The organism is Nucisporomicrobium flavum (assembly GCF_016464385.1).
In the GTDB taxonomy this organism is placed as follows: Bacteria; Actinomycetota; Actinomycetes; order Mycobacteriales; family Micromonosporaceae; genus Actinoplanes; species Actinoplanes flavus_A.
Genome location: NZ_JADMLH010000023.1, coordinates 42,521 through 69,188 on the forward strand (window position 1 = coordinate 42,521; position 26,668 = coordinate 69,188).

Sequence of the window (26,668 nt, forward strand, 5' to 3'; positions counted from 1 at the left end):
GCGCGGTGACGATTCCCGGCCCGGAAATCCATAACTTTCTTGGTGACCCCAGGCGCCCCGGCCGCGGGTCACGAAGGAGGCGTCATGAGGTTCATCAAGCAGCTGCTCGCGGTGGTGGCGATCGCCGCCGTGGGTGGTCAGGCGGTCAACGCGGTGTCCGGCAACCCGTGGCTCACGCTGGTGCTCGGCATCGTCACGGCCGCGCTCGCGGTCCTCGTCTACCGCTGGGTGGTCGGGCGCACCGAACGCCGGGAGGTGACGGAGCTGACGCGGACCGGCGCCGCCGCCCGCCTGACCCGCGGGGTGCTGATCGGCTTCGCGATGTTCGCCGCGGTCATCGCCAACATCGCGTTCCTGGACGGCTACCACGTCAAGGGGCTCGGCTCGGTGAGCGGCGCCCTGGGGCTGCTCGGGTTCATGGCGGCCGCGGCGGTGACCGAGGAGCTGCTCTTCCGCGGGGTGCTGTTCCGCATCGTCGAGGAGCGTACGGGCACCTGGATCGCGCTGCTGCTGACCGGCCTGGTGTTCGGCGCCATGCACCTGGCGAACCCGGACGCCACCCTGTGGGGCGCGACGGCCATCGCGATCGAGGCCGGCTTCATGCTCGCCGCCTGTTACGCCGCCACCCGCAACCTGTGGGTGCCGATCGGCCTGCACTTCGGCTGGAACTTCGCGGCCGGCGGCATCTTCAGCGTCGTGGTCTCCGGCAACGGCGACTCGAAGGGCCTCCTGGAGGCGACCATGTCCGGCCCCGCCGCGCTGACCGGCGGCGACTTCGGCCCGGAGGGCAGCCTCTACACGCTGGCGGCGGGGGTGCTGTTGACGGTGGTGTTCCTGATGCTGGCGCGCCGCCGCGGTCACATCGTTCCGCGCCGCCGCCGGGCGGTCCGCGAGACGCCGGCCGTTATGGTTTCCCAGTGATCGACCTCCGGAGGCTCCCGGACACGTGGCGGCGTTTGGACGTCACGGTCCGGGATCTCCCGTTGGCGCTGGTGTTGGCCGTCGCCTCGTGGCTACCGGTGGCGGAGAACCACGGCACGCAGGTCGGCGACCTGCCCGCCCGCCCGTTCGACGGGCTCGCCGTCGTCGCCGTCGCGTTCGAGACCCTGCCGCTGGCCGTACGCCGCAAGTGGCCGACCGTCTGCCTCGCGCTGGTGTCGCTCGGGTTCGCGATCGACCAGCTCCGCGCCTACCACTCGGTGGCCGGCACCGGCCTGGCGTTCGCGCTGGTCACCGCCGGCGCCTACGTGGAGCGGCACCGGCGGATCGTCATGGCTGTCGCCATCGCGGCGTACGCGGCGCTGTCTGTCGCGCTGGACCGGCTCGGTTCCGGAGAGGGTTTCGCCGGTTTCGCGACGTTCTTCGTGCTGCTGGCCGGTGCATGGGCCATGGGCGGGTGGCTGCGGCAGAGCCGCCTGGTGGAGGAGGAACGCCGCCGCCACGTCGCCGAGGCGACCCGCGCGGCCGAACGCACCCGCATCGCCCGCGAGCTGCACGACGTCGTCACCCATCACGTGACCGCCATGGTGGTGCAGGCAGAGGCAGCGCGCTATCTGACCGCCGCGCCGGAGCGCCTCGACAAGACACTGACCGCGATCACCGACACCGGCCGGCGCGCCGTCGGGGACCTGCGGCACCTGCTCGACCTGCTGAACCCGGACCACAGCAGCGAGCCGCGGACCCCGTCCGTCGGTGAGCTGCGCGACCTGGTCGAGCAGACCCGGCAGGCCGGGCAGCCCGTCGAGTTCACCGAGGAGGGGCAGCCGACGACCGCGGCGGGCAGCGCGGAGGCCGCTGCCTACCGGGTGGTGCAGGAGGCGCTGACCAACGCCCTCAAGTACGCCCACGGCCGCCCCACCACGGTTCACGTCCGGCACGGCGAGAAGGAGATGACGGTGGAGGTCAGCACCGACGGGACGGGGTCGTCCGCGGCGTCCCCGGGCGGCAGCGGGCGGGGCCTCGCCGGGCTGCGCGAACGGGTCGGCGTGCTGGGCGGCGAGTTCGACGCGGGCGCGCGGCCGGGCGGTGGCTTCGTCGTCCGGGCCCGCATCCCGGCCGGGAGCCCGTCATGACCGCGCCGATCCGCGTGCTGGTCGCCGACGACCAGGAGCTGATCCGGACGGGCTTCACGACCATCATCGGCGCCCAGCCGGACATGGAGGTGGTCGGCGAGTGCGGCGACGGGCGCGCCGCAGTGGACCTGGCCACCCGCCTGCACCCCGACGTGGTGGTGATGGACGTCCGGATGCCGATCCTCGACGGCATCGAAGCCACCCGCCAGCTCGCCGGCGCGGGCGTCACGAACCCGGTGAAGGTCCTGGTGGTGACAACCTTCAACCTCGACGAATACGTGTACGAGGCCCTGCGCGCGGGAGCGAGCGGCTTCCTGCTCAAGGACGCCCCACCGGCGCAACTACTGCACGGCATCCGCACCGTGGCAACGGGCGCGGCGCTGCTGGCCCCGGAGGTCACCCGCCAGCTCGTCGGCCGGTACGCGGCCCGCATCCGCCCGGCCGAGGGTGCGGCGGACGACGCGCTGACCCCCCGCGAACTGGAGGTGCTCCGCCTGATCGCGGACGGCCGCTCCAACAGCGAGATCGCCGCGGCGTTGGTGATCAGCCAGGAGACGGTGAAGACGTACGTCTCCCGCATCCTGACGAAGCTCGACCTGCGCGACCGGGTCCAGGCAGTGGTCTACGCGTACCGCCGCGGCATCGTCACCTGACCCGGTCGGCCTCCCACGTATGTCAGCCGGCTGGGAGCCGCCGGGGATCCCAGAACCTGACGCGACCCTCCCGCCAATGCTGCTTCAACGCGTCCAGCCCTTTTTCCCGCTTCAGCTCGGCCTCGTATTCGAACAGCAGAATGCCGTTGTAGAACTCGACGTGGGTGTCGCCTTCGTCGAGGGGATCGAGGGTGGTGTGCTGGTGCAGCGTCATGAAGAAGCTCAGCTGGGTGCCCTTCCACAGCGGCCCTCCCATGTTCCACGTCCCACCGTGCTGGACGCTCTGGCCGAGGACAATCGTGCCCGCCATGTCGGCCAAGGAGTTGTAGACCTCGTCGCACTCCGGCAACAGGCCGACGAGAATCTCCACCGACTTTCCCTCGTCGTCCCGGAATACCGAGCAGCCGTTCGTACAGTAAAGACTCGTTCCGCCCGTGCTCGGCGACACATCCCACTTCGAGATTGCGATGTCAGCGTCGCCGCTGCTGTATGGCCGCACTTCGGCCGGCTCGCCAAATTTCGTTGAATAGTGTTTTGCCACGGCATCTCGAAGCGACATGAATTCCGTCCGTATCACTTGGCCCGCTCAGAAATATTCTTGGAACATCGGCGGCAGCCAGGTCACCCACAACTCCCTCGCCCCCTTCGACGCATTGCACGGTCCACACGCACCGGCGAGGTTGCTCTCAGCGTTCACTCGGGCGCTGCGAACTTCCCGGGAATCCTTGTATCCACCGCTCAGCCAGTCGGCCTTCAGCGGATAGATATGGTCCACTTGAGTTGACCGAGCATCGCGGCAGTACAGGCACACCGGATCATTCGTGAGGATGTGGTTACGCATACCCTCAGGCACGTCGTCGTACTCGTCGCGATTATAGGGCGGAGGCGACTCATCCTGCGGCGCCGACTCCGGCCCTTCACCTTCCCCGGCACCACACTCCCACACTCCGGCCGAGCGAGTCCCGTCCGAACGCTGGAGCGCTCCAGTGAAGCAGGCATCGTCGAGCTGGGCCTGTGCGGGGGCGGCGAGGGCATCTGCCTCGGGTGCGTTGTCGGGAGCGGTCACCGAAGCGGGCAGCCCCGGATCGGCCTGATTCGCGAAGTTCGTCTGGCCGGTCGCCTTGGCAGGTCCCTTGCCGCGTTCCGGTGCAACATCCTTGGGCTTGGGCGGGGCATTGGCGGCGGTGCAGCTGCTGTCGGACGCCGCGAGCGCATAGTCAGCAGCCACTCCGATGGCTGCCGCGGCCCCCGCTCCAGCGACCGTGGCGGGCCACGCGGCGATCGCCAAGCCGACCCCAGCGACTCCCAACAGTCCCCATCCGACGTTCTCACTGATGAGAGTGATGGAGAAGCCACCCTTCGAAGGGCGGGAGTTCTGGAGTCCCGTCATGCCTGCGTCGTAGGCCGAGGCGCTCCTGCTTCCGGAGCGGTACGGGCCGTAGTAAGAGTGGCCGGAGCTGCCGAAGCCTCCCCGGACCGAAGCGTTGAACGACCGGATGTAGGCGTTGAGCCCGGCTTCGTGAGCTGCCCATTCCCGGGCGTTCTGGAGTTGCCGGGCCCGGGCCAGGCGCATGAAGGACAGGAAGTTTGCACGGGCGTGCGCTTCCATCAAGAGCGTGCCGAGCAGCAATGCCGCGGCAACCCTGGCTCTGTCCCGGAGGATGCGAGCTGCGGCTTCCATCTGCGCGCTGCACGCATCGTGTCCGGTCGGGTCGCTGTTGCCCAGTGGGTCGTCGTTGCCGTATGCGTACGGGTTGGCGTTGACCGCCGGCGCGGGCGCGTTCTCCTGGGTATCGGCGCTGGTGAACGCGCCGTTGGCGGGGTTGTACCAGCGAGAGGCCGCGTTCACGAAGCCGGTGGTGACGTCGGTCCAGCCACCCTGGTAGCCGATCCGAGGACGGTTCCCGCTGCTCGCGACCACGTTGCCGTACGGGTCGTAGGTGGCGGAGCTGAGCTGCGTGCCGCTGCTGAGGCCGAAGCTGCCCGTCACGTCGCCGTGGCGGTCGACGCTGGTGAAGGCGCTGTTGCCGTTCTCCCGGACGGAGATGGCCGTTCCGCCGGGCGTGTGATTGAACGTCTGCGTGCCGTCGCTCGCGACGGTGTTGGTCAGATCGTCGTACGTGAGCGAGCGCGTCCCCGCCGCAGTGGTCTGCGTGGTGAGACGGCCGAGCGCGTCGTAGCCGTACGTCGCATTGCCGGCCGTTACCTGCTGGTCGTACGCGTCCGATCCGTACGTGGTGGTGGACCCGTTCGCGGACACCGTCGCGGTGGTGCCCCGGCTGGTGTACGTGTACGTGGCGGTCTTGTCGCCGGTGGTCGCCGTGGTGAGCTGGGAGCGCTCGTTGTACCCGTACGTCGTGGGACCGGCGCGGGTGCGGTTCCCGGCAGGGTCGTACGTGTACGGCGTGGTCACCGACCCGGCGGTCCACGAGGCCAGCCGTCCGGCGTCGTCGTAGGTGTAGGTGTTGGCGGCGCTCCCGGTGAAGCCCGTGGTCGTCTTCGACTCGACGTGCCCGGCGTCGTCGTAGTCGTAGGTCACCGAGGACTGCGTGGCGCCGGCCGCGTTCTTGAGGACGTCGGACGTCAGCTCATGGAGATCGTTGTAGCCGTAGGCGCGGGTGGGGCCGGACGCGCCGTAGCTGATCGATTTGAGAGCGTCGACCGTGTCGTAGCCGAAAGTGAGGGTCTTGCCGCTCAGCGCGTCGACCTGCGTGGCCAGGTTCCCGGCGTCGTCGTAGTCGAAGGTGCTCGTACCGGAGGGGTTGGTCTGGCTCTTGACGCGGCCCGCGGCGTCGTAGCCGAACGACGAATTCCACCCGGGCATGCTCGAGGTGAGCATCAAGCCACGGTCGTCGTACGTGAACGTCTCGGTGGTGGCGCCCGCCTTGGCGGTGATCAGGCGATCCGCGTCGTCGTAGTCGAAGGAGCGATCGGGCGTGGCCGCTTCGGCTCCGGCGCCGGTCTGGATCCGGAGGCGGCCGGTGTCGTCGTAGGTGTTCGTGGTGGTGACACCGCCGGGCCGGGTCTCCGAGATGGGGCTACCAGCGGCGTTGTATCGGGTCACCGTGGTGCGGTCGGCGGCGGCCGTCTTCCCTGCCACGCTCGGGGCGATCTTCGATTCGCGCAGGTTGAGGACGTTGTAGGTGTAGGTGGTGATGTTGCCGTTCGGGTCGGTGTAGCGGGTCCGGTGGCCGTCGGCGTCGTACCCGAACGTCGTGGTGATGGTTTGGCCCGGGCTGCCGGGCTGCACCTGACGGCTGACCCGGTTGAGTGCGTCGTAGTCGAACGTGACCGTCTTGTTGCGGGGGTCGGTGACAGTGACCTGATTGTCGGCGGCGTCGTAGTCGTACGTCACGGTTCGCAGCGTTGCGCCGGCCTTGTCGAGGTTTTTGACGGCGGTCAGCCGGCCGGCCTGGTCGTAGACGTTGACCGAGGCGGTGCCGTCGGGCGCAAGCCGGTTCGTGGGCTGGCCTACGAGGTTGTAGTCGAACCGGGTCGTGTGTCCCAGAGGATCCGTGACGGTCTTCAGCAGATCGAGGCTGTTGTAGGTCTGGAGGGTCGTCTTGCCGAGCGGATCCTTGACGGACTCGATCCGACCGGCCGCGTTGTAGCCATAGGTGGCGGTGTACGCGGCCGGTGCGGGCTTGCGGACGATCTGGGTGGAGGTGATCTGCTGACCCAGGGCGTTGTAGGTGGCCTCGGTACGCGCGCCCGTCGCGTCGGTCGTGGACAGCACCTCGCCGACGGTGTTGAAGCTGGTCCGGCTCACGCGGCCGTCCTGCCGCGTGGTCGCGACCCGGTTGCCGAGCTGGTCGTACGTGAAGGACACGTCGTGGCCGAGCGGATCGGTGAGCTTCTTCAGCTGACCGACCTCGTCATAGCCGTACTGCACGACTGCGGTAACCGGACCGGCCGCGTCGGGCGCCTTGTACGGCGGCCAGGCCGTGGCTTTGAGCTGACCGCCGGTGTCATAGGTGTTCGTCTCGATGATGCCGGTGGGGCTCTGCGTCTCGACCGTGTCGCCGAAGGTGTTGTAGCCGGTGAGGGCCGTCGCCACGGCGGACACCGACGTGCCACCGACGTTCTCGGTGGGGGCGGGCGGGGTCGTGACGCTGATTCGCCGACCCGCCTCGTCGTACCGGAATGTCGTGGTGAAGGCGGCGGGCGAGGCGCCGGTCTCGTTCCCGCGCGGATCGGTGCGGGATGTGAGCAAGCCACGCTGGTCGTAGGCCATCGTGGTGGTCAGGGTCTTTGAGCCGTTGGTGACCTTCTGGGACGCGAGGCGTCCCGCGGTGTCGTACCCGTAGGTGGTCAGGCGGCTTTCCCCGCCCCCGGTCAGCGTCTCGGTCAGCACGTTGTCGTTGCGGTCGAACGTACGGCTGGTCGACACGTTGACACCGGACGGGTCGACGACCGTCTTCGTGATGCGGTTCGCCGCGTCGACGGTGTACTGGGTCAGCCGGCTGCAGCCGTCCTCCGGCGTCCAGTTGGCACATTCCGAGGCCTGGTGGCCGGCGGCGTCGTAGGTGTACGTCGCGGTCACGACGGAATCCGCGGTCCCCGCCGCATCGGTGACCGACTGCAGCCGATCGTCGTCGAAGTACGTGTACCTGGCGGTGCGGCCCATCGCGTCGGTCGCGGAGGCGAGGCGGCCCGCGGGGTCGTAGGCCCGGGACTCGAGGACGAGGTCCGTCGGGGCGGTCGGGGCGGCGGGGTCTCCGGTCCATCCGACGAGCGTGGTGGTCTCCAGGTCACCGACGGGTGAGTAGCCGTAGCGGTAGACGGTGCCGTCCGCTGCCGTCCGGCTGGTGTTGCGACCGAAGCCGTCGTAGCCGTAGCTGGTCCGGCGGTTGAGCGGATCGGTGACGGACTCCAACTGGTTGCCCGCCGTGAACGTGTAGGTGGTGGTGCGGGTCGGGTCGAGGCCGGTCTGGCCCTCCACCGGCACGACCTTCTTGACGAGCGCGTTGCCGTCCGCGACATAGATCTCGGTGAGCTGTCCCCAGTCGGCGGTCGAGTCCGTGCTGACGTTCCCGTCGGCGTCATAGCTGAGCGTCTGGTACGGCGTGTGCACGCGCCCGGTCACGGCGTCGGTGGTGGTGGGGGACCGCCGGGTCAGGCGCCGGTCCTGATCGTCGTAGCTGAAGAAGGTCTGCAGGCCGGCCGGGTACGCGTCCGAGGTGACCGTCTGCTTGAGGAGGGTTCCCCGGTAGACGTCGTAGTCGAACCGGGTGACCTGACCCGAGGGTTCCGTGACGGTCCCGAGCTGCCCGTCGTCGTAGTACTGGTACGAGGTGACCTGCCCGCGGGGATCCTTGACGGAAGCGAGCAGGCCAGGTGGCGCCGTCAGGGACTGCCCCGGCGCGTTCGGGATCGCCGGCGTGGACTCGGTGGTATAGGTGTACGTCGTGGTCCGGCCGGCGGGCGCCTCGGCGGTCGGCGGGCCGGTGACCGTCGCAACCCGTCCTGCGGGGGTATAGGTGTAGCTCGTGCGGTAAGCGGTGTTCGCCGTACCGGTGCTTCCGGCCCGGGCGTCGGCCGAGTAGCGGATCTTGCCGTTGGTCGGGTCGCTCGGGTCTGCCGCGTTCCAGAAGAAGCTGCTGTACGTGGTCTGGCAGGATCCGGCGGTCTGGCACGTGGTGCGCTGGATCGCGTTGCCGTTGGTGTCGTACACGCGACTGGTGGTGTGCCCATTAGGGTCCGTGACGCTCGTCTGATGTCCGCGCGTGTCGAACGTATAGCCGGTCGTCTGGCCCAGCGCGTTGGTGACCGCTGTGGTCCGCATACCGTTGCCCGGATCGAGCGTGATCGTGGCTCGGCCACCTCCGGGTTCGGTGATGGCCACCGTGGTCGCCGGGGTCGGCGCTGTGGCGGATCCCTTGGCCTGGAACAGCGTCGCGGCCGCGCCGGGGGCGACCTTGTCGATGTCCAGCGTGTGGAGGGCGGCCTGGGCGATCTGGCCGTCGAAGTACCCCTGGGGGTTACCCGCCTGCTGCGCGGGCCAGCCGCCGGCGATGTACCCGGCCCCGATGCTGACCGTGGTGAGGCCGGCGCTCGCAGCCTGACCCGTGATCGCATTCTTCGTGCGGGTGGCCTGGCTCTGCCCGTCGAGCCACAGGGTCTGGTTGCTGCCGGAGGCGGTCAGCGCGACCATGTGCCACACGCCGTCGTTCACGGCCTTGCCGGACACCATCGGTGACAGCGCGCCGTCCCAGAACTGCCCGCGGAGCTTGCCGTCGTTGCCGATGTAGAGCGCCGGTACGTAGCTGCCGGTCAAGGTCGTGCCGATGGGCCCGGACTGGTAGGACAGCAGGACCCCGCCGGCCGTGGTGGTGCGGAACCACAGCACGGCGGAGGCGCTTCCCGTGGTGTCGTCGATCGCTTTCGACGGAAGCGCGACGTAGGACGACTTCCCGTTCAGGGCCGCGGCGGTGTCACCCGAAGCACCGAAGATGCCTGGGGCGCCGAGAACCACGTCGTTGTAGACACCGTCCTTCGGATCGTCGTCCGCAGGGTCGAGTCCCAGCGAGTTCGCGGCAATCGTTCCCGAGGCCTCGCTCATCGGGTAGCCCAGATTCGGGCGCGTGCTCACGACGGCACCGCGGTAGTAGCCGGTCGACCCGGTCGTGACCGGAGCTCCGAACTGGTAGGTACCGCCGGCGCCGGTGGTGAGGGACGTGACTCGGTCCCCCACCACGTCATAACCGATCGTGGCGACCGTCTTGCCGGACGGAAGGGTGTTCGTCGTCAGCTCGCGAACGGCGACCCTCCCTGCCGCGTACTGCTGCTGGACCGCCGGCAGGCCGAGGGGACGGTTGAGAAAGGAGACGTCCTGGACCTGTCCCGAGAACCAGCCGAGGGCGTTACCGGCCGGAATGGCGGGCCATCCGCCGCCGAGCTGGCCTGCGCCCACCGTGACGTACGGCATCCCGCTGGCCGCGATGGTTCCTCCGCTGCGCGTGGCGACCCGCGCCCCGTCCAGATAGAGATATTGGTTCGTGGCTGCCCCGGACAGGACGACGTAGTGCCATTTCCCGTCGTTGACAGCGGCAGGCGAGGTCATGGGGGACAGAGAGCCGTTCCAGAACTGTCCCCGGAGCTTGCCGTCCGTGCCGATGTAGATCGCCGGTACGAAATCGGAGGTGGCCGTCGTACCGGCGGGCTTGCCCTGATAGCTGAACAGGGTCCCGCCGGCCTGGGTGGTCTTGAACCACATGGCGACCGTCGGGTTGCTGCCGGCCACAAGATTGTCCGGCAATGCCATCCGGGAACTGGAGCCGTTGAAACCGGCGGACGTGGCAGGTGAACCGGCCAAAGCGCCGGGCTGCCCGAGCGTGACGTTGCTCAGGGTGGCGTCGTAGGTGCCGACATTGACAGCCACCTTGTCGACGGCTCGCGTGGCCCCGGGGGCGTCGTTGAGCCGCCAGTACGCCTTCGGATTCGAGTCCGTGACCATGGAGGTGAATCGCGACCCGGAATTGGTGCCGGTGGTGTAGCCGTACCGCGTACAGTCCGGAGCCGCCGGAGCGCACACCGAGGTCAGGGCGTTCTGGGTGTCGTAGCCGTAGCTCCATGTGCGGTAACGCAGATCGTTCTGCTGGAGCGTCACGGCGCTGATGTGGGGAACGACCACCGTGGCGCCGGTGCTGGTGGCGATCTGCGCGCTGCCCCACGTGAAGTTGACGGCACTCAGCAAGCCCGTGCCCCACCAGTCATTCGGGTCGCGGTCCATGTCCGACGGCAACCAGTACTCCTGTGTGCCACCGGAGGGCTGCGGGACGGACACCGATTTGTAGGAGAACTGGACGACATGCTTGTCGTCGTCCGAGACCTCGGAGATCCGCACGACGGGCGTGCCGGTGACAAGGTCGGTCGACGCCGCCCGGAACGTGTAGGTGAGACCGGACGGATCCCTCACCCAGTAATAGGTGTAGTCGGTGCCGACCTGATCGGTGAGCACGCGTCGTCCACCGGGCGGCGGGGTGTAGCTGCCGTCGGGATTCCGCCCGTACCGTTCCTCGTGGCCGTCCGGCATAACCACGACGACGGAGCCGGAACCGTCGGAGTCCGGCACGACGCGCATGTCCAGCAACGACGACCACCCGCTGCCGAAGGCGTTCGCCAGCCGGGGATCCATGCTGTTGTAGGTCCGGCGGATCTCCAACTGGGGGCCGACCGTGATACCGGGGACGGAAGCGTCCACCGCCTGCGTCGAGTAGTTACCCGCTGCCGGCGACACACCCTGCACCGTCGCATCGGCCGCCACGACCCCGAGATGCCCGGTGACCAACGGCTGCGCGGGCGCCGGCACAGTGAAGTATGCGGGCTGCGACCAGGCGGACGCCTTGTTGCCGTCGCTGACCTGGGCGGACCAGAAGTAGACGCCACCCCACGCCAGCTTGCCGGCGGGCACGACCCAGGTCGAGGCGGTACTGGAACCGGATGTCGCCAGAACGGTGGACGAGCCGTTCGCGTACAGGTTGAAGGTATAGGTCAGGGCGTTGCCCGGGTAGGCGTCGACGTCCCGGGCGGACATCGACAGAGCGGGCGTCAGCGTGAACTGCGTCGAGTTGTTGTAGGGGAACAACGCGTCGACGACGGGCGCGTTGTTGACCACGTCCAGCGCGTAACAGGTCTGTGGGATGCCCAGCCCGGAAAAGTATTGGCCGCTGTGCACCATGTCCCAGCAGACTTCGTAAATCTTGCCGGGGGTCAGTGCGGGTAACGTGGCGGTGACCGAGACGGACTTGTTGGGTGCCACCGTCTTCGGCATCGGCGTCAGATAGTTCGACGTCGAGAACAGCGTCCGCGTGCCGTTGGCCACCGTGTAGATCTGGTATCCGAGCTGGTAGCCGTTGGAGGGAGTCCAGGTAGCGGATCCCTCGTTCTGGATGGTGACGTTCGCCCAGCCGGTCTTGTTGTTCCACGGTGAGGTGTAGAGCGTCTCGGCGTACGAGGCGCCGGCGCCGTCTGCGGCGTATTCGATGGACAGGTAGGCGTTGTCCGGGTTGAACTCCTTCCACGACGCCTCGGCATAGGCAGCGGTGACCGCAAAGCCGTAGTTGGGCGCGTAGCCGTGTGCCCAGTTGGTCAGCGTCCGCGGATTCAACGGCACTGCGCCCCACTGCCTACCCTGGGCACAGTTGACGCCGGCGGCCCAGCTGCCCGTACCGATCACCGCTCCGGTGCTCGGGCCCGGGAACGTCTTCAACGTCGTGGGGCTCCACGAACTGGTCACCGGCGCCACGCTCACCGGAGTCGACTCGCAGGTCTGCAGGCTCCCGAGACCCGAATACTCAGTGTCGAGATAGAGCTTCGCGCTGACGACGTAGGCGTTGGGGAACTGGCTCGCGAACCCGTCGAACTTGATGAAGGAGTTGTAGCGGTAGCCCTCGTGCGCCCCCACGTACAGGGCGTTGTCGGAGCTGAAATTCTGGGTGACACCTGATTTGACGTAGGTGCTGTCGGACGTCGTACGCGAACCCGTCGGGTTGGTGATGCCGGCCGCCTGCGCCGCGCCGCCGGCCTTGGCCGAGGCAGCCAGCGTCGGATCGGCGACCCACTGGCCGTCGGCGGTCCGACGGTTGACCGGTATGCGGTGCATCTGGGCCGTGAACGTACCGTCGGCGTTCTCGAAGACGGTCGTCGTCGCCGAACCCAGATCGGGCCGGGGCTTGCTCGACGCGGGATCGAAGCCGCGTACCCGCCGCGCGGGGTGCTGCTTCACCACGGGGTCGCGGTGCACCGTGGATCCCGAGTCCTTCTCCCGGGTTTTCGCTCGATGGGTCGTGAACTGAGGCACGGACCCACGAGGTCGTCGGGGATGGCCACCCACCGTCTTCGCACCTTTGCGCGGCGCTGTTTCCGTGGCCGCTACCCGGTGCGGTTTGCCGGCCGCCGTCCCCCACACCTGGTCGGGAGTGTCCGGGGTGGCAGCCGTTGCACCGGGGGTCGGCGCCGCGGTGGCGGGAACCTCGGCCATCGTCACCATCAGCGTGGTCACCATCAACGCCGACAGCGCGACCCGGCACGCACGCGAACTCAGCAACGCCACAACAAACCCCCGCAAGAGACCAGGACCAACCGTGGAGGACCATCGACGGAGTCGCCGTGATCGATGGCGGTCCACCGAGGACAGTGCCATTCATGGGAGTCTTTACGGAGCCTTAAATGTGTGAGACATGCCACACAGCTTCTCGGGTTCTGCTCACTATCGTGACGTGGTGAGATTCGGGCGTCTCTGCTTGGCTGCCGTTGCCACGGCATGGATTGCGGTCACTTCTCTGCCGGCGTCAGCCGCACCTTCGGTGCCGGCGGCTCGACAGTGGGCGCTCGACACCCAGCACCTGAACGGCCCCCGCCTCTGGGAGCGCAGCAAGGGTGACGGCGTGACGGTCGCCGTCGTGGACAGCGGTGTGGACGCCGGCCATCCGGATCTCGGTACGCGAGTGCTGCCCGGCGCCGACTTCACGGGTCACGCCGCGGACGGCCGGCTGGACGTGTCGCCGGACTCGCACGGCACGGCAGTCGCCGGCATCATCGCCGGAACCGGCCGCAACCGGGCCGGTGCAGCCGTAACCGGCCTCGCCCCCGAAGCTGACATCCTTCCGATTCGCGTCGCCGACGGCGCTGTAAGCGATCTCACCGCGGTCGCGCAGGGCATCGACTACGCCACAACGCATGGCGCAAGAGTCATCAATATCTCGCTGTGCACGCCGATCATTCATCCACAGATTCGCGACGCGGTGGCCGAAGCGATCCGCCAGGACATCGTCGTTGTCGCCGCCGCGGGAAACGACGGCCTGGACGGCAACTCGCCCCAGTACCCCGCTGCCCTGCCCGGAGTCCTCGCTGTGGCCGCATCCGACGTGAACGGCCATCGCTGGGCCAAGAGTGAAACCGGAAGCTACATCGGCCTGACCGCGCCGGGGGTAGACATCTACACCACGGGCCGCCAGGGGTCGTACGTCACTGTCACGGGCACCAGTTTCGCGGCGCCTCATGTCGCCGCAGCCGCCGCCCTGCTGCGCTCCCGGTATCGAAATGAAAGCGCCACACAGATCATTACTCGGTTGACCAGCACCGCTGATCACGCCGCCGATCGCACCGGCGAGGTCGGCTACGGGATCATGGACGCCGGCCGGGCACTGACCACCGAGGTGCCTTCCCCCGATACAGCGAATCCGCTGTTCGAGGCGCCCCAAGCGGCCGCAGCGGTTCAACCGCGTGAGCCACATCGCGGGCGAACCGGACCGCTGCTCCTGGTGGTCTACGGCAGCGTTGGCCTTGCGGCACTGGCGGGAGCCGGTATGGCACTCCGCCGATGGCGCCGTCCCCGACAGCCGATCATTGACCGGCGATCTGCACGATCCGGTCCCGAACCATCTCGCCGATCGTCGCAGGGCGGGTCTCGCCGGCCGCCACCGAGGTGACGTTGCGGCCTTGCGTGACCACGCCGACGACAAGGAATTGCTGAGCAGCGTTTTCCTTGGCCGCCTTCGTCGCCACCGTGGCCGTACTCGGGCCCGACACAATCACATCGCAGTGCTGCACGACGACCCCGTTGACATACGGCATCGCGGCGGCGGCCGGGGATGTCGGCACCGGGAAACGCTGCACGTTGATCCGGCCCGAAACCGCCGCCTGGGTCAAACTGGTCCAGATCGCCGCATCGGCGGACGCCTGCGAGGCGGTAGCCCCGTCAGTCCCGGCGAGCAGGCAGGCACGGAAGTTGCCTCCGACGTTGTGAACCGGCGTCGCGGACTGCGAGGTTGCGTTGCTGTCCGGCCACAACAGCCACGCGCCGACGGCAACCAGCACAACCGTCCCGATGCCGATGGCCAGCCAATGGCGTGGCGCGCGCACCTGGCTTCGCACCTTCGTCTTCCAGTTTCCTGATTCGATCCGCCCCACGTGCGAGAACTGTGCCACACCGGCCTTCCGTGATCGAGCCCTTCAAGCCTGCCTGCCGCTCTGTCCGGACTCGACGGTGATCCACGTAGCCGCGGAGTGGCGGCTCAGGACAGGGCTTCGGCGCGCAGGCGGTCGAGGGCGTCGAGGGTGCCGTCGCGGCGGAGTTTGCGGATCAGGTACTTGGACAGCAGCGCGTTGCCGAGCAGGTGGAGTGTCTTGTTGGGCGGCGAGCTGAACCCGCCGGCCGTGTGCGGCGCCCACACCGCCGCGCCTTCGGTGACCTCGAGCCAGCCGGTGCCGACGCGGTTGGACACGCCGGCCGCCTGGGGGCGGAACGCGTGCGCGGCGAACCCGGCGCGGCGGCCGCCCGGGGGCAGGAGGCCGGGGGTGACGTCGAGGTGCAGGCCGCGGTCGCTGTGGCCGGTGACCCGTACCGGTGCGATGACCGGGTAGCCGTCGCCGCCGCGGTACGCGATCACCTGGTGCGGCATCTTCCCGGCCTGCCGCGCGACCTTCGCGGTGTCGACGCGGGGGCCGGTGCCCTTGGCGGGCGGGTCCTGCGGCTCCGGCGGCCCGGACGGGACGGCGCCGAACACCTCCGGCGTGCCGGCGGCAGCGAGGTCGGGCCAGCTCACGATCCGGCTCACCGGGATGTCGATGATCAGCCGGTATTCGATGTACTCGCGCATCGCCCAGGTCCAGAACCGGCCGGTGGGCAGGTCGCCGAAGAACTTTTCGGCCTGCTCGGTCACCACGGCCAGCCGCTCGGGCGACGGTTCGGCGGGCACGACGGCGGTGCCCTGGGCGAGCACGAACCGTGAGCTGGTGGCGAAGCCCTGGTCACGCGTGTGGTACGCCATCGCGATCCGCGGCTCCTGGAGCAGGCGCCGCACCTTGGCGGGGAAGGCGAGCGACGTCGTCAGGGCGAGGCTGCCGGCCTCGCGGTCGACCAGCCCGATCGGGCTGACCGGGACGACGACTGCGCCGCCGGCGGGCGTGAGGTAGGCGGAGACGGTGACCAGGTCGCCGGCGAACACCGACTGCACCTCGTCGGGCCAGGTGACGGACATGGCCCCCACCCTGGAACGCCAAGATCGGAAAGTAAACGCTTCTGCCCGAACGTCCGTGATTCCGGGGACGCCCGAGCGGTTCCCTATTTCTTCGCAGCGCCCGTCCGCACGAGCAGGACGACGCGGACCATGGGGAACCGTTTGTCCTCCTTGACCTGGAAGTTCTTGCTGAGGATGTCCGCGGCCGCCGGCTTCATGCCGTCCCAGGCGTTCTTCGACGTCGACGTGCTGACCAGCCACAGGCGGTTGTTCCCGGACAGGCACGGCGCCGGGTCCGGGCACTCGGCCGCGCCGAAGTAGCCGGTCTGGCCGGCCGTCCGGTACAGCAGCACGTCCTTCGGCCCGCCGTCGCGGAGCTCGTACTCGGCCGCCGCGCGGGCGAGGTCGCTGCGGCCGCCCAGTTTGTCGTTGTAGACGATGCCGTCCTTGGCCTGGGCGTGGTCGCGGACGTAGTACAGGGCCGTGCGGTAGTCGGGCTGGCCACCGACCGGGCTCTCCCGGACCTCCCGATGGTCCGCCAGCGACAGGTACGTGAGGCCGGGCAGGGCGAGCGCCGCGCCCAGCACCCACCACGTGCCGTGCGGTCTGCGGCCCAGCGGGCGGGCCACGTGGCAGATCGCCGTGGCGGCGAGCAGCGCCCAGGCCGGCAGCGTGAAGAGCATGTAGCGGCCGACGAACAGGTGCAGGACCGAGACCGTGACGTAGCCGAAGACGATCGGTCCCGCCGACCACGCCAGCAGCATCGCCGTCGCGGGCCGGTTGCGCTGCCAGAGCATCACCGCGCCGAGCAGGGCGAGGGGGACCAGGACCCACGCGAGGCCGGTCGAGAGGAACACCCGGCCGAGGAAGGCCCGGGCCGTGTCGAGGTCGGCCCTGATCCAGGACACCTGCGAGGACTGGTGCTGCGCCATGGCGGGCAGCGGGATGACCACGAGAACGACCGCGCCGAGGGCGCCGGCGAAGCGCCAGCGGCGGACCTCGTCGGTGCGCGACGTGGCCAGCAGCAGGTAGAGCAGCTGGCCGCCGACGACCGTGATGCCCATGAAGTGCACCAGGCCGGTCACCGCCGTCACCGCGGCCCAGGCGGCCCACCGCCGGCCGACCGGACGCTCCAGCGCCCGCAGCAACAGGTACGTCGACAGCGTCGCCAGCAGCGTCACGAGCGCGTACGACCGCACTTCCTGGGCGTACCGGGAGAAGGCGGGGATCACGGCGAGCAGGAGCCCGGCGACCACCCCGACCGGCGTGCTGACCAGGCGGCGTCCGATCAGGACGACGATCGCTCCGGTGAGCGCGAGCGCGGCGATCGACGGGATCCGCAGCGCGGTCAGGGAGTCGCCGGCGACGGCGATCCAGCCGCGCATGAGCACGTAGTAGAGCGCGTGGACGATGTCGAGGTGGGTGAAGAGGCGCCCGAGCTCCGACCACGTGATGGAGATCGCGTGGTAGGTCGCGTACTCGTCCTCCCACATCTCGCGCTGGTCGGCACCGATCAGGCTGACGGCGGCGATGACCACCGCCGGCAGCAGCGCGAGCCAGGCCGTCCAGCCCGCCGGACCGGTGCGGCGCGGCTCGTGGGCGCCGGGGATCCGGGCGACCTGGGGTTTCTCGGGGGCGGCAACTGTCATCGGACCGTGAATCCAAACGTCTTGTTGTCCACCCGGTCGCGCATGGCCTGCTGGGCGGCGGAGTCCGCGTCGATCTTCCAGCGGGCGGACCCGTTCTGGTTGAAGTAGACGAAGCCGAGCATGTCGTCGTCCCGGGCGACGCCGCGGGCCAGGTCGCGGACCCAGCCGGGCCGTTCGCTGCCGGGCTCGCCGCCGGTCTCGACGATGAGGAACGGCTTGTCGGTGAAGCGGCGTACGGCCCGCTTGGTCGGCCCGAACAGCTCCGCGTACGTGTGCTTGCCGCGGTGGGTGTAGTAGCCGTCGATGCCGATCCAGTCGACGTACTTGTCGCCGGGGTAGAGCGGCTTGAGCTTGACCGACGGCACCGGGTTGATCACGTTGGGGGTCCACGTCCAGATGACGTTGCGCGCGTCGGCGGCCTCGAAAAGCTGGTGCAGGTGGCGCCAGGCGGCGACGTACACGCCGGGCTTGACCTTCTTCGCGCCCCACGGATACCAGTTGCCGTTCATCTCGTGCGCGAAGGTCATCGCGACGGGCACGTTGACCCGCCGGATCTCCTTGGCGAACGCCGTGATGTACGCGTCGTGCTTGCCCGCGGCGATGTCGGCGAGCTTGGCGTTGAACGGCTCCCACCGCACCACGGGCAGCGCCCCCTGCTGGTACGCCGTCCGCACCTGCGACGCCGCGAACTGGTCGTCGAAGCTCTCGAAGATCGTGAGCATGTTGGGCTGCTTGCCGATGCGCTGCGCGTACGCCTTCACGTTGTCCACGGCCGTCGGGTCGCCGCCCAGCGAGACGCCCAGGAACTTGCCCTTGGGCCGCAGCAGGGGCTTGATGTCGTACACGGGTGGGAGCGGCGCCGGGGCCGCGGCGCCGGAGGCCGAGCTCTTGCCGGGGCCGGCCGGGTCGGCGTGGAAGGTGATGTTCTGGGCGATGGCGAACTCGAGGACGGCCACGGCGGACATCACCGAGCCGATCAGCAGGTGCCGGGTGCGCACCTAGAGCACCTCCGCGCGATCGTGCTCCGGGTCGACCAGCACCGCCTGCGCAGTGATCGTCAGGAAGAACATGCCGGTCAGGAACAGCGGCGCGTACGTGATCGGGTCCTCGGTGATCATCCGGTAGGCCGCGCCGCCGGCCCAGAGCACGCCGGTGCCGCCGGAGAACGCCCACATGGCGATCCACAGCCGCCGCGTCTTGCTCTTCTTCTTGGTTCCGCCGGTGGGCTGCCAGCCCATGCGCCGCCCGCGCAGGATGTCCACGACGGCGAACAGGTGCGACCAGCCGTAGATCATCTTGACGGTGAACGAGCTGAAGCCGTACCGACAGCGGTGCCACAGCGGGAAGACGACGAAGTTGTAGAGGATGCTCGGCACGATCAGCAGGTAGTTGGCGATACCGACGTTCTCCGGGAAGACCAGCAGCATCAGCAGCGGCACGATCGGCGCGACCAGCGTGAAGATGCCGGTGTGCAGGTAGTAGCAGAACCCGGAGATGTAGCTGAGCCGCCCGCGCAGCGACAGCTTCTGCTGCCAGAACTTCTTGGAGCCGAGCAGGCTCATCGAGCCGGCGCACCAGCGGTACTGCTGGGTGAAGAACGAGTTGACGTCGGCCGGGCACACACCGGCGGCCAGCGCGACCGGGATGTAGCGCAGCCGCCACCCGGCCCGCCGCAGGTCGAAGCCGGTGTGCACGTCCTCGGAGTGGTCGATGAGCGTGTTGCCGCCGATCTCGGCGAGCGCGGCCCGCCGGTACAGCGCGCAGCTGCCCACGCAGATCGCGGCGTCGTGGTTGTTCCGGGAGACCTGCACCGAGCGGTAGAACAGCTCCTGCACCGCGCCCGCGCCGCGCTCCAGCCAGCCCTGTCCGGGGTGGACGCGGAAGAACTGCGGGGACTGCACGATGCCCAGGTCGGGCTCGCGCTCCATGTACGGCAGCATCTCCTGCAGCATGTCCGTCCGCGGCGCGAAGTCGGCGTCGAGCACGAGGATGTAGTCGCTCATCGACCGCTCGAACGCGTACCGCATGTTGCCGGCCTTCTTGTACCACCCTCGGTTGGGCCGGCGCTGGTAGATGAACCCGAAGCGCAGCGCCATCCGCTCCATGACGGTGTCGGAGGAGTCGTCGAGGACGTACACGTCCACCGCGCCGGGGTATTCCAGGGCCATCCTGCGCACGGACTCCCAGGTGTTCTGCAGCACGTGCGGCGCCTCGCCGCAGACGGGGAGGAACACGTCGACCGAGGGCCAGCGCGCCGGCCTGTACGCCCGCACCAGCGCGAGGTGCTGCTGCAGGTCGAAGCCCTTGGTGAAGGCGTTCACCGCGAGCGACACCAGGTAGTAGATGACCGTGAACGTGGTCAGCGGCAGCAGGAAGAGCAGCCAGGGCGCGGTACGCACGAACGCCACCTGGCTGACCAGCAGGCAACCGAAGCTGATCAGGGAGACGAGCGTCATCGGGGCGAGCCGGCGCTTCGCGTACAGGTATTTCTCGGTGTCGGTGGGCGGGAGCGGCACCGGGGCGTAGGTGGGGCGCTTGCCGGGTGACGGGACGGCGTCCTGCCGGCCGCGCTGGCGCGGGATGCGGAACGAATCGGGCACCCCGAGAACGGCCGTCTCATGTGGTCTTATAACGTCATCGTCCGCGACGCTTGTCGGCTGCACTGACACCCCCGTGCTGCAACAGCTCTGCTTCCCGGCCCGTCACCCGTCCGGGTGGCGTCCGACGATGCTCCACGATGGCAGAGAGACATGTCAACTCAGCGATCGATCGTCCATACCGGTCCTGACCTGCGAACTTGATCAATTTGTGACAGAGGTCGCAGACCCCCGCCGGGCCCCCGGATGGCCGTGAGGTGACCAAGGTTACCGGCGGGTTACCGCGAATTGACACCTCTCACGCTGCCGCCGCGACCGCGTTCGCCCGCAGGAAAGCCTCCAGGCCGGCCAGGTCGTCGGTGTTGATGTAGTCCACGTCGGCGTCGAGAAGTTCCTGCCAGACCGCCTCCCTGGCGGCTCCCGGCTGGTCCGGTGTGGCCCAGAAGCGCACCCGCTGCCCGTCGGCGTGCGCGTCCTCAATGAACTGCCGCAGCCGCGCGCGCTCCGCGGCCGGCATCGGCCCGACGCCCTGCCAGGTGAACAGGTTGGTCCAGTTGTCGCTGATCAACGGGATGAACGACGCCGGCGCGCCCGAGTTGAGGTCGGTGCTGCGCCCGTCGTAGAACGCGTACCGCACGCGCTGCGCCTGCATCAGCTCCCGTGGCCGGTCCCCGCTGATCACCACCGTGACGGCACCCGGCGAGACGCGCCCGAACCGGTACGACGTCAGCATCCGGCGGTAGTCACGCAGCACCCGGTCCAGCTCGGCGTACGTGGCGGCTCCGGTGGCCTTGATGTCCACGAGCAACTGCAGCGACAGTGAGCTGCCACGGTAGACCCGCCCGTGATTGGCGCGGACCCGGTCGGCGAGCGGATCCAGATAGAGGCTCTGCAGCGTACGGCCGGGCTCGAGGTCACCGGGGTCGTGGCCGACGAGCAGCTGCCCGCCCACCAGATAGATGTCGGCTTCCACGCTGGCGAAGCCGTGCGACAGGGCGTCGTACAGGGGACGGTCGTGTTCGTAGTCGTTGTGGGCGTGCGCCTGGGGCAGCGGGGTGACGCGGTGCCCGCTGCCGGCGTACGCGGCGGCCGGCTGGGCCAGCAGCGCGCACACCGCAACGAGCGTGGCCAGGGTTCGACGAATCATCACGGTCCTCCCGTCAGGAGTGTCTCGCCGGATCCTCCTGACGGTAGAGACCCGCGCCCGCGCGCGACATAGTCTCTTGCGCAGTTAGGTCTGTAATGCAAAGCTAACTTCATGGCAGACGAATCTGTTCCGCAGCCGGCCAGCCCGCAGGAGCTGCTGGCGACCATGCGCGACCTGACGCGCCGCGTTCGTGCGGCCCAGCGCGGCACCTGGTTCCCGCTGCTGGTCTTCGCGACGATCACCCTGCTCGCGATCCCCGTCTACCGGTACGCCCCCTATCTCGACGTCTTCGGCACCTGCCGCTCCCGTCCGGACCAGAAGGTCTGCCCGACGCCCAGCCCGACGGAGCTCGGCTACTGGACGGTCGCGCTGCTGCTCGCCTACACGGCGATCGCGGCCTTCTACATCCGGCAGTCCCGGCGACGCGGCGTGGGCACCCCGATCCGCCCCTATGTCGTCGTCGGCGTCGTGCTGGCCATCCTCATGACAGCCGTGTCCATCTGGTTGACGTTCCACCCCGTTCTCCCCCCGCCCGCCGACCCGTTCTCGGCGGACCCGGCGCAGCTCGAGGCCGGACCCGCCGGCTGGCTCATCAACGGGCTGGCCAGTCCGCTCGCGGTGATCGGGCTGGCGCTGCTGGTGCTCGCCTGGGTCGAGCGCCACTGGGCGCTGCTGGCGTACACCGTCGTCTACCTGGCGATCGGGATGGTGCAGGGCAACCACGTCATCCGGTCGTCGTCGCCGTGGTTCTTCCTGCCGTACCTGCTCGTTCCGGCGGCGGTGCTGCTCCTGGGCGCGGCCGCCTTCGCCGCCTTCCGACCGCGCACCGAGGCTCGCGCGTGACGACCGAGCACCCCGCGAACAGCCTCGACGACGTCGTCCACCAGCGCGTACGCCTCGGCATCATGACCGTCGCCCACCAGGCCCGTCAGGTCGAGTTCGGATTCCTCCGCACCACCCTGCAGCTGACCGCCGGCAACCTGGGACAGCACCTGACCGTGCTGGAGAAGGCCGGGCTGATCCGGATCGAGAAGGGCTACGAGGGCAAACGCCCCCGCACGTGGGTCGCCCTCACTCCCGCCGGGGAGGCGGCCCTGCGCGACGAGATCGCCCAGCTCAAGCAACTCATCCAGCAGGTCGAACAGGCGGAAGAGGGTACGGTCACGCGATGACCGGCAGCGACTTCTGGTGGGAACCGCCGTTCGCGGGCACGGAGGCCGAGCACCTCGCCGGCGCCCTGGACCGGCTGCGCACGACGTTCCGCTGGAAGGCGGACGAGCTCGACGCGGCCGGCCTGCGCGCCCGCCTCGGTTCCTCCGCGCTGACCCTCGGCGGCCTTCTCAAGCACCTGGCGCTGGTCGAGGACTACACCTTCCACACGAAGTTCCGCGGTGAGTCACCGGGCGAGATCTGGCGTCCGGCGGCGACGGAGGAGGACTGGGACTTCACGTCCGCCGCCGACGACTCCCCCGCGGAGCTGTACGCCCTCTGGGACGGCGCGGTGGAACGCGCCCGCGCCACGCTCACCGCCGCGCTCGCGGACGGGGGGCTCGACCAGCCGACCCACATCAGCGGCCCCGACGGCCAACGGGCAAGCCTGCGCCGGCTCGTCTGCGACCTCATCGAGGAGTACGGCCGCCACACCGGCCACGCGGACCTGCTGCGCGAGGCGGTCGACGGGCGGGTCGGCGAGGACCCGCCCGCCGGCTGGCAGCCCCGCGGCGCCCGGCAGAGCTAGCCCTCCTTCAGCGCGTCGACCAGCGCCGCGGCCAGGTCGGCGGACGAGCCGGGGTTCTGGCCCGTGTAGAGATTGCGGTCCACCACGATGTTCGAGGCCCACGGCGTACCCTCGTCGAACTGCGCGCCGAGCTCGACCAGCCGGCTCTGCAGCAGCCACGGCACCGAACCGGCCAGGCCGGCGGCGGTCTCCTCGGCATCGGTGAAGCCGGTCATCCGGTAGCCGGCGAACGGCCAGGTGCCGTCGCCGCCGGCGGCCGGCAGCAGTGCGGCCAGCCCGTGGCAGACCAGGCCCAGCGGCTTGCCGTCGGCGAGCGTGTTGCGCACCAGGGCGGCCGAGGCCTCGTCGCGCGCCAGGTCCTCCATCGGCCCGTGGCCGCCGGGGTAGAACACGGCCGCGTAGTCCGCGAGCCGCACATCCTCCAGCCGCAGCGGATCCTTCAGCTCGGTGACGGCGGCGAGCGCGTCGGCGACCCCCTCGTCACCGCCGTTGGCCTGCGGCGCGAGGCTGCCCTTGTCCACCGGCGGCACGACCCCGCCCGGGGTGGCGACGACGACCTCGTGACCCGCGGCGATCAACGCCCGGTACGGCGCGAGGAACTCCTCGGCCCAGAAGCCGGTCGGGTGCCGCGTGCCGTCCTTGAGCGTCAGGTGGTCCGCACCGGTCATCACAAACAGAATCTTGGACATCTGCGTCATTCCTCTCTCGTTTCCTCGACCGTAGGCCCGGTCATCCCCGCCCAACCAATAGCCTTGCCGTGGTGAGCGATCGAAAACCTGATGGGCCGGACGGGCGTCCGCTCGATCTCATGCTGCTGCGGACCTTCCTCGCGGTGCACCGGGCCGGATCGCTGACCGCGGGCGCACGCCTGCTCGGGCTCTCCCAGCCCACGGTGACCGGTCAGATCCGCGCGCTGGAGCAGCGCCTGGGCCGGCAACTGTTCGAGCGCCTGCCGCACGGCGTCACCCCGACGTCGGTCGCCCTGAGCCTCGCGGCCCAGGTCGCCGAGCCCCTCGACCAGCTGGCCGCGGTGGCCGAACCCACCCCGGCCGGCGCCCGCGCCGAACAGCCGGTCCATCTGGGCGGGCCGGCGGAGCTGCTGGCCGTACGCGTGCTGCCGGCGCTGGCCCCGCTCGTGGCCCGCGACGTGGCGCTACGGGTCACCACCGGGCTCGCCGACGACCTGCTCGACGGGTTGCGGGCCGGCCGCTTCGACCTGGTGCTGTCGGCCGTACGCCCCCGGGGCCGGGCGGTCGCCGCCGTGCCGCTGATGGACGAGGAGTTCGTGCTGGTGGCGGGCTCGGGATGGGCGGAGAGCATCGGCGTGCTCGCGGAGGACGGGCCGGCTCTCGACGATCTGCCCTGGGTGAGCTACGCCGAGGACCTGCCGATCGTCCGCCGCTACTGGCGGCACGTGTTCCACCGGCGCCCGCCGTCGCGGCCGGCCCTCGTGGTGCCGGACCTGCGGGCGGTGCTGGCGGCGGTCGTCGCCGGGACGGGCATCACCGTGCTGCCGCGCTATCTGTGCGCCGCCGAGGTGGAGGCCGGAGACCTGCGGGTTCTGCACGAGCCTGCCGATGCTCCGATCAACACCATCTACCTGGCGCACCGCGCCGGCGCGACCCTGGACGACCATGCGCGGGCGGTACGCGAGGCGCTTATTACGGAGGCCCGCCACTGGTGAGGCGTGGTAGAGCTGGCGGATGAACGCTTCCGCCATCGCCCGGCTCTTCGGCCTCGGCGCCGCCACCCGACTGTCCGACGGCCCGGTCGCGCGCGGCAAGCAGGGCGTCGTCTGGCGGCTCGACACGGCCGACGGCAGGTGGGCGGTCAAGGTGCCGTTCCACCCCGCCGACGACGGCGGGTCCGCTGCTTTCCAGGAGGCCGCCTGCGCCGCCGGCGTTCCGGCTCCGCGGGTACGGCGCACGGCCGAGGGCCAGGTGTTCGCCTCTGTGGACGGTGTTCGGGTACGCGTGTACGAGTGGGTGGACCTGGGCGCCCCCGACCCGAACCTGGACCCCGAACTGGTCGGAACGGCCCTCGCAGCCCTGCACCGCGTACGCGTGGAAACCGCCGGCCCGGTGCACCCGTGGTACACCGAACCGGTCGGTCCGCACCGGTGGGATGAGCTGGTCGCCTCGCTGCGCCGGGAGGGCGCGCCCTTCGCCGATCGCCTGGCCGCGCTGCGCGACGAGCTGGTGGCGCTGGAGTCGTGGATCGAGCCGCCCGCGAACCTGCAGACCTGTCATCGCGACCTGTGGGCCGACAACGTGCTGCCCACCGCGGACGGCGGAATCTGCGTCATCGACTGGGAGAACAGCGGTGCCGCCGACCCGGCGCAGGAGCTGGCGTGCGCGCTGTTCGAGTTCGCCCGCCACGACCGGGGCCGGGTCCGCGCGCTGACCGCCGCGTACCGATCGGCGGGCGGTCCGGCGACGCTGAGCCGGCGCGGCGACTTCTCGATGCTGATCGCCCAGCTGGGGCACATCACCGAGGCGGCGGCGTCGGACTGGCTGAACCCGGGTCCCCGCTCCCCGGACCGCGCGGCCGCGACGGCCTGGATCAGCGAGGTGCTGGACGACCCGCACAGCCGCACCCGGCTGGCGCTTCTGCTCGAGTGAGGTAAGCGGATGCGCTCCCTCCGGCGTGTACCCGATGTGAAGCAGCGAGAGTTCACCGAGTTCTACCGGTCGGACCAGGCCGCGTGCTTACGGGCCGTGCTGGTCAGCGTGGGTGACCGGCAGCTGGCCGAGGACCTGGTGGCGGAGGCGTTCACCCGGGCGTGGACGTCGTGGCACAAGGTCAGCCGCCATCCCGCCCCGCGCGCGTGGATCGTCCGTACGGCGTTGAACGTCCGTGTCTCGCGGTGGCGTCGGCAGCGGCGGGAGGTCGCGTGGGACGGCACCCACGAGGTCGAGGATGTCTCCGCCGGGGACTCCGGCCTGGATCCGGCGCTGCTCACCGCGTTGCGCCGGCTGCCCCGGCGGCAGCGGGAGGTGCTCGCGTGCCGGGTGTTCCTGGACCTGGACACCGCCGGCACCGCGACCGTGCTGGGGATCGCCCCCGGCACGGTCACCGCACACCTGTCCCGGGCCGTCGCGTCGCTGCGCGCACATCTGGTCGACGAGGAACAACTGGAGGTTGGGCCATGAGCGAGCACGACACAGAATCGGGCGCCGTCCTGCACGCCCTGCGGGAGTCGTTCAGCGACGTCGGCATGTCCACCCCGGCGGAGCGGATCGTGTCCGCCGGCCGGGCCCGGCAGCGCCGCCGCCTCTTCGGTACGGCGGCCGGCGTGGTGGCCGGTACGGCGGCGCTGACCGGTCTCACGCTCAGCATCTCCGACACCCCGGCCACCGGCGTTCACATCCGTACGGTCGCCTTCACGGTGGACAGCCAGGACGACGGTACGGTCCACGCGACGTGGGACAAGCAGCGCTACTTCGAGGACCACGAGGGTCTGCAGCAGGCCCTGCGCGCGGCTGGTTTCCCCGTACTCATCAAGACCGGTGAGTTCTGCCGGGGGCCGCAGGACGACGGCGCCCTGAACCCGAGCGGCGTCGGTCCCGGGGTCGACCAGGTGATGCGCGGCGAGCGCGGCAGCGACGGCAAGGTGACCTTCGTGTTCACGCCCGCGGCCATGCCCGACGGGAAACAGCTGTTCATCGGCTACCTGTCTCCGGCGCAGCTCGCGTCCGTCGGCGGCAACCCGGGTTCGGTCGAGCGCCTCGTGCCCACCGGCGTGCCACTCACGTGCACCACCGAACCGCCGCCCGCGCACCGGGCGCCGGGCGGCACTGCGACGAAGTAGCGCTTGACGTGTCGGAGATTTCCGACGCATTATGGGCGG

General features: G+C 69.7%; 20 protein-coding genes. 11 read left to right on the forward strand and 9 right to left on the reverse strand.

Annotation, left to right across the window (positions count from 1 at the left end):
* The first annotated feature begins 84 nt into the window (after positions 1-84).
* From IT780_RS36040 to IT780_RS36050, 3 genes are read left to right on the forward strand one after another with little or no spacing between them, the layout of a single operon-like run.
* Entirely contained in the window at positions 85-921 is an 837-nt protein-coding gene (locus tag IT780_RS36040) for a CPBP family intramembrane glutamic endopeptidase (RefSeq protein WP_199516333.1), read from the forward strand.
* A complete protein-coding gene (locus IT780_RS36045; protein WP_199516334.1) occupies positions 918-2,072 on the forward strand; it encodes a sensor histidine kinase in 1,155 nt (384 codons plus the stop codon). Before IT780_RS36040 ends, IT780_RS36045 begins: the two co-directional genes overlap by 4 nt.
* Entirely contained in the window at positions 2,069-2,725 is a 657-nt protein-coding gene (locus IT780_RS36050) for a response regulator (protein WP_199516335.1), read from the forward strand. Before IT780_RS36045 ends, IT780_RS36050 begins: the two co-directional genes overlap by 4 nt.
* Positions 2,726-2,747: 22 nt before the next feature.
* On the opposite strand, the gene IT780_RS36055 is transcribed toward IT780_RS36050, so the two are convergent.
* Both IT780_RS36055 and IT780_RS36060 read right to left on the reverse strand, forming a co-directional pair.
* The gene (locus tag IT780_RS36055) at positions 2,748-3,284 is read right to left on the reverse strand and encodes a suppressor of fused domain protein (protein WP_199516336.1); all 537 of its coding nucleotides are present in this window, start codon (positions 3,282-3,284) and stop codon (positions 2,748-2,750) included.
* Between the two features lie 27 nt (positions 3,285-3,311).
* A complete protein-coding gene (locus IT780_RS36060; RefSeq protein WP_307831555.1) occupies positions 3,312-12,527 on the reverse strand; it encodes a LamG-like jellyroll fold domain-containing protein in 9,216 nt (3,071 codons plus the stop codon).
* Positions 12,528-12,906: 379 nt separating this feature from the next.
* Here IT780_RS36060 and IT780_RS36065 point away from each other — a divergent pair, with 379 nt between their 5' ends.
* Positions 12,907-14,157 (forward strand): S8 family peptidase, encoded by a 1,251-nt coding sequence (locus tag IT780_RS36065; protein WP_199516338.1) that lies wholly within the window; start codon positions 12,907-12,909, stop codon positions 14,155-14,157.
* On the opposite strand, the gene IT780_RS36070 is transcribed toward IT780_RS36065, so the two are convergent.
* From IT780_RS36070 to IT780_RS36095, 6 genes are all read right to left on the reverse strand, one after another.
* A complete protein-coding gene (locus IT780_RS36070) occupies positions 14,072-14,656 on the reverse strand; it encodes a hypothetical protein (protein ID WP_199516339.1) in 585 nt (194 codons plus the stop codon). The genes IT780_RS36065 and IT780_RS36070 overlap by 86 nt on opposite strands.
* An 86-nt stretch (positions 14,657-14,742) precedes the next feature.
* A complete protein-coding gene (locus tag IT780_RS36075; RefSeq protein ID WP_199516340.1) occupies positions 14,743-15,708 on the reverse strand; it encodes a hypothetical protein in 966 nt (321 codons plus the stop codon).
* An 83-nt stretch (positions 15,709-15,791) separates the two neighbouring features.
* On the reverse strand, positions 15,792-17,336 hold the full coding sequence (locus IT780_RS36080; protein ID WP_199516341.1) for a glycosyltransferase family 39 protein: 1,545 nt from the start codon (positions 17,334-17,336) through the stop codon (positions 15,792-15,794).
* The gene (locus IT780_RS42355; protein WP_199516342.1) at positions 17,333-18,334 is read right to left on the reverse strand and encodes a glycoside hydrolase family 26 protein; all 1,002 of its coding nucleotides are present in this window, start codon (positions 18,332-18,334) and stop codon (positions 17,333-17,335) included. Before IT780_RS42355 ends, IT780_RS36080 begins: the two co-directional genes overlap by 4 nt.
* Positions 18,335-19,936 carry a glycosyltransferase family 2 protein gene (locus IT780_RS36090; protein WP_199516343.1) on the reverse strand — a complete coding sequence of 534 codons (1,602 nt, stop codon included), beginning with the start codon at positions 19,934-19,936 and terminating at the stop codon, positions 18,335-18,337.
* A gap of 295 nt (positions 19,937-20,231) precedes the next feature.
* Positions 20,232-21,080: a phosphatidylinositol-specific phospholipase C/glycerophosphodiester phosphodiesterase family protein gene (locus IT780_RS36095; protein ID WP_199516344.1), complete on the reverse strand. Its 849-nt coding sequence runs from the start codon at positions 21,078-21,080 to the stop codon at positions 20,232-20,234.
* A gap of 111 nt (positions 21,081-21,191) precedes the next feature.
* Between IT780_RS36095 and IT780_RS36100 the strand changes: the two genes are divergently transcribed.
* From IT780_RS36100 to IT780_RS36110, 3 genes are read left to right on the forward strand one after another with little or no spacing between them, the layout of a single operon-like run.
* Complete coding sequence (locus tag IT780_RS36100; protein ID WP_199516345.1) at positions 21,192-21,923, forward strand: hypothetical protein; 732 nt, start codon at positions 21,192-21,194, stop codon at positions 21,921-21,923.
* On the forward strand, positions 21,920-22,252 hold the full coding sequence (locus tag IT780_RS36105) for a winged helix-turn-helix domain-containing protein (RefSeq protein ID WP_307831556.1): 333 nt from the start codon (positions 21,920-21,922) through the stop codon (positions 22,250-22,252). Before IT780_RS36100 ends, IT780_RS36105 begins: the two co-directional genes overlap by 4 nt.
* Complete coding sequence (locus IT780_RS36110; protein ID WP_199516346.1) at positions 22,249-22,818, forward strand: mycothiol transferase; 570 nt, start codon at positions 22,249-22,251, stop codon at positions 22,816-22,818. Before IT780_RS36105 ends, IT780_RS36110 begins: the two co-directional genes overlap by 4 nt.
* Here IT780_RS36110 and IT780_RS36115 read toward each other — a convergent pair.
* Complete coding sequence (locus tag IT780_RS36115; RefSeq protein WP_199516347.1) at positions 22,815-23,507, reverse strand: type 1 glutamine amidotransferase domain-containing protein; 693 nt, start codon at positions 23,505-23,507, stop codon at positions 22,815-22,817. The two genes, IT780_RS36110 and IT780_RS36115, sit on opposite strands and share 4 nt — an antisense overlap.
* Positions 23,508-23,578: 71 nt before the next feature.
* Between IT780_RS36115 and IT780_RS36120 the strand changes: the two genes are divergently transcribed.
* Genes IT780_RS36120 through IT780_RS36135 form a run of 4 tightly spaced genes read left to right on the forward strand, consistent with a single transcriptional unit; the run spans position 23,579 to position 26,629 of the window.
* The gene (locus IT780_RS36120; RefSeq protein WP_199516348.1) at positions 23,579-24,502 is read left to right on the forward strand and encodes a LysR family transcriptional regulator; all 924 of its coding nucleotides are present in this window, start codon (positions 23,579-23,581) and stop codon (positions 24,500-24,502) included.
* Between the two features lie 19 nt (positions 24,503-24,521).
* Complete coding sequence (locus tag IT780_RS36125; protein WP_199516349.1) at positions 24,522-25,439, forward strand: phosphotransferase enzyme family protein; 918 nt, start codon at positions 24,522-24,524, stop codon at positions 25,437-25,439.
* A 9-nt stretch (positions 25,440-25,448) separates the two neighbouring features.
* Complete coding sequence (locus IT780_RS36130; RefSeq protein WP_199516350.1) at positions 25,449-25,970, forward strand: RNA polymerase sigma factor; 522 nt, start codon at positions 25,449-25,451, stop codon at positions 25,968-25,970.
* Complete coding sequence (locus IT780_RS36135; protein WP_199516351.1) at positions 25,967-26,629, forward strand: hypothetical protein; 663 nt, start codon at positions 25,967-25,969, stop codon at positions 26,627-26,629. The genes IT780_RS36130 and IT780_RS36135 overlap by 4 nt, the downstream gene beginning before the upstream one ends.
* The last annotated feature ends 39 nt before the right edge of the window (positions 26,630-26,668 follow it).

Coding starts and splice junctions, on each gene's coding strand:
- IT780_RS36040 (WP_199516333.1), top strand. CDS start 85: ATGAGGTTCATCAAGCAGCTGCTCGCGGTGGTGGCGATCGCCGCCGTG.
- IT780_RS36050 (WP_199516335.1), top strand. CDS start 2,069: ATGACCGCGCCGATCCGCGTGCTGGTCGCCGACGACCAGGAGCTGATC.
- IT780_RS36055 (WP_199516336.1), bottom strand. CDS start 3,284: ATGTCGCTTCGAGATGCCGTGGCAAAACACTATTCAACGAAATTTGGC.
- IT780_RS36065 (WP_199516338.1), top strand. CDS start 12,907: ATGCCACACAGCTTCTCGGGTTCTGCTCACTATCGTGACGTGGTGAGA.
- IT780_RS36075 (WP_199516340.1), bottom strand. CDS start 15,708: ATGTCCGTCACCTGGCCCGACGAGGTGCAGTCGGTGTTCGCCGGCGAC.
- IT780_RS36080 (WP_199516341.1), bottom strand. CDS start 17,336: ATGACAGTTGCCGCCCCCGAGAAACCCCAGGTCGCCCGGATCCCCGGC.
- IT780_RS36095 (WP_199516344.1), bottom strand. CDS start 21,080: ATGATTCGTCGAACCCTGGCCACGCTCGTTGCGGTGTGCGCGCTGCTG.
- IT780_RS36100 (WP_199516345.1), top strand. CDS start 21,192: ATGGCAGACGAATCTGTTCCGCAGCCGGCCAGCCCGCAGGAGCTGCTG.
- IT780_RS36110 (WP_199516346.1), top strand. CDS start 22,249: ATGACCGGCAGCGACTTCTGGTGGGAACCGCCGTTCGCGGGCACGGAG.
- IT780_RS36115 (WP_199516347.1), bottom strand. CDS start 23,507: ATGTCCAAGATTCTGTTTGTGATGACCGGTGCGGACCACCTGACGCTC.
- IT780_RS36125 (WP_199516349.1), top strand. CDS start 24,522: ATGAACGCTTCCGCCATCGCCCGGCTCTTCGGCCTCGGCGCCGCCACC.
- IT780_RS36130 (WP_199516350.1), top strand. CDS start 25,449: ATGCGCTCCCTCCGGCGTGTACCCGATGTGAAGCAGCGAGAGTTCACC.
- IT780_RS36135 (WP_199516351.1), top strand. CDS start 25,967: ATGAGCGAGCACGACACAGAATCGGGCGCCGTCCTGCACGCCCTGCGG.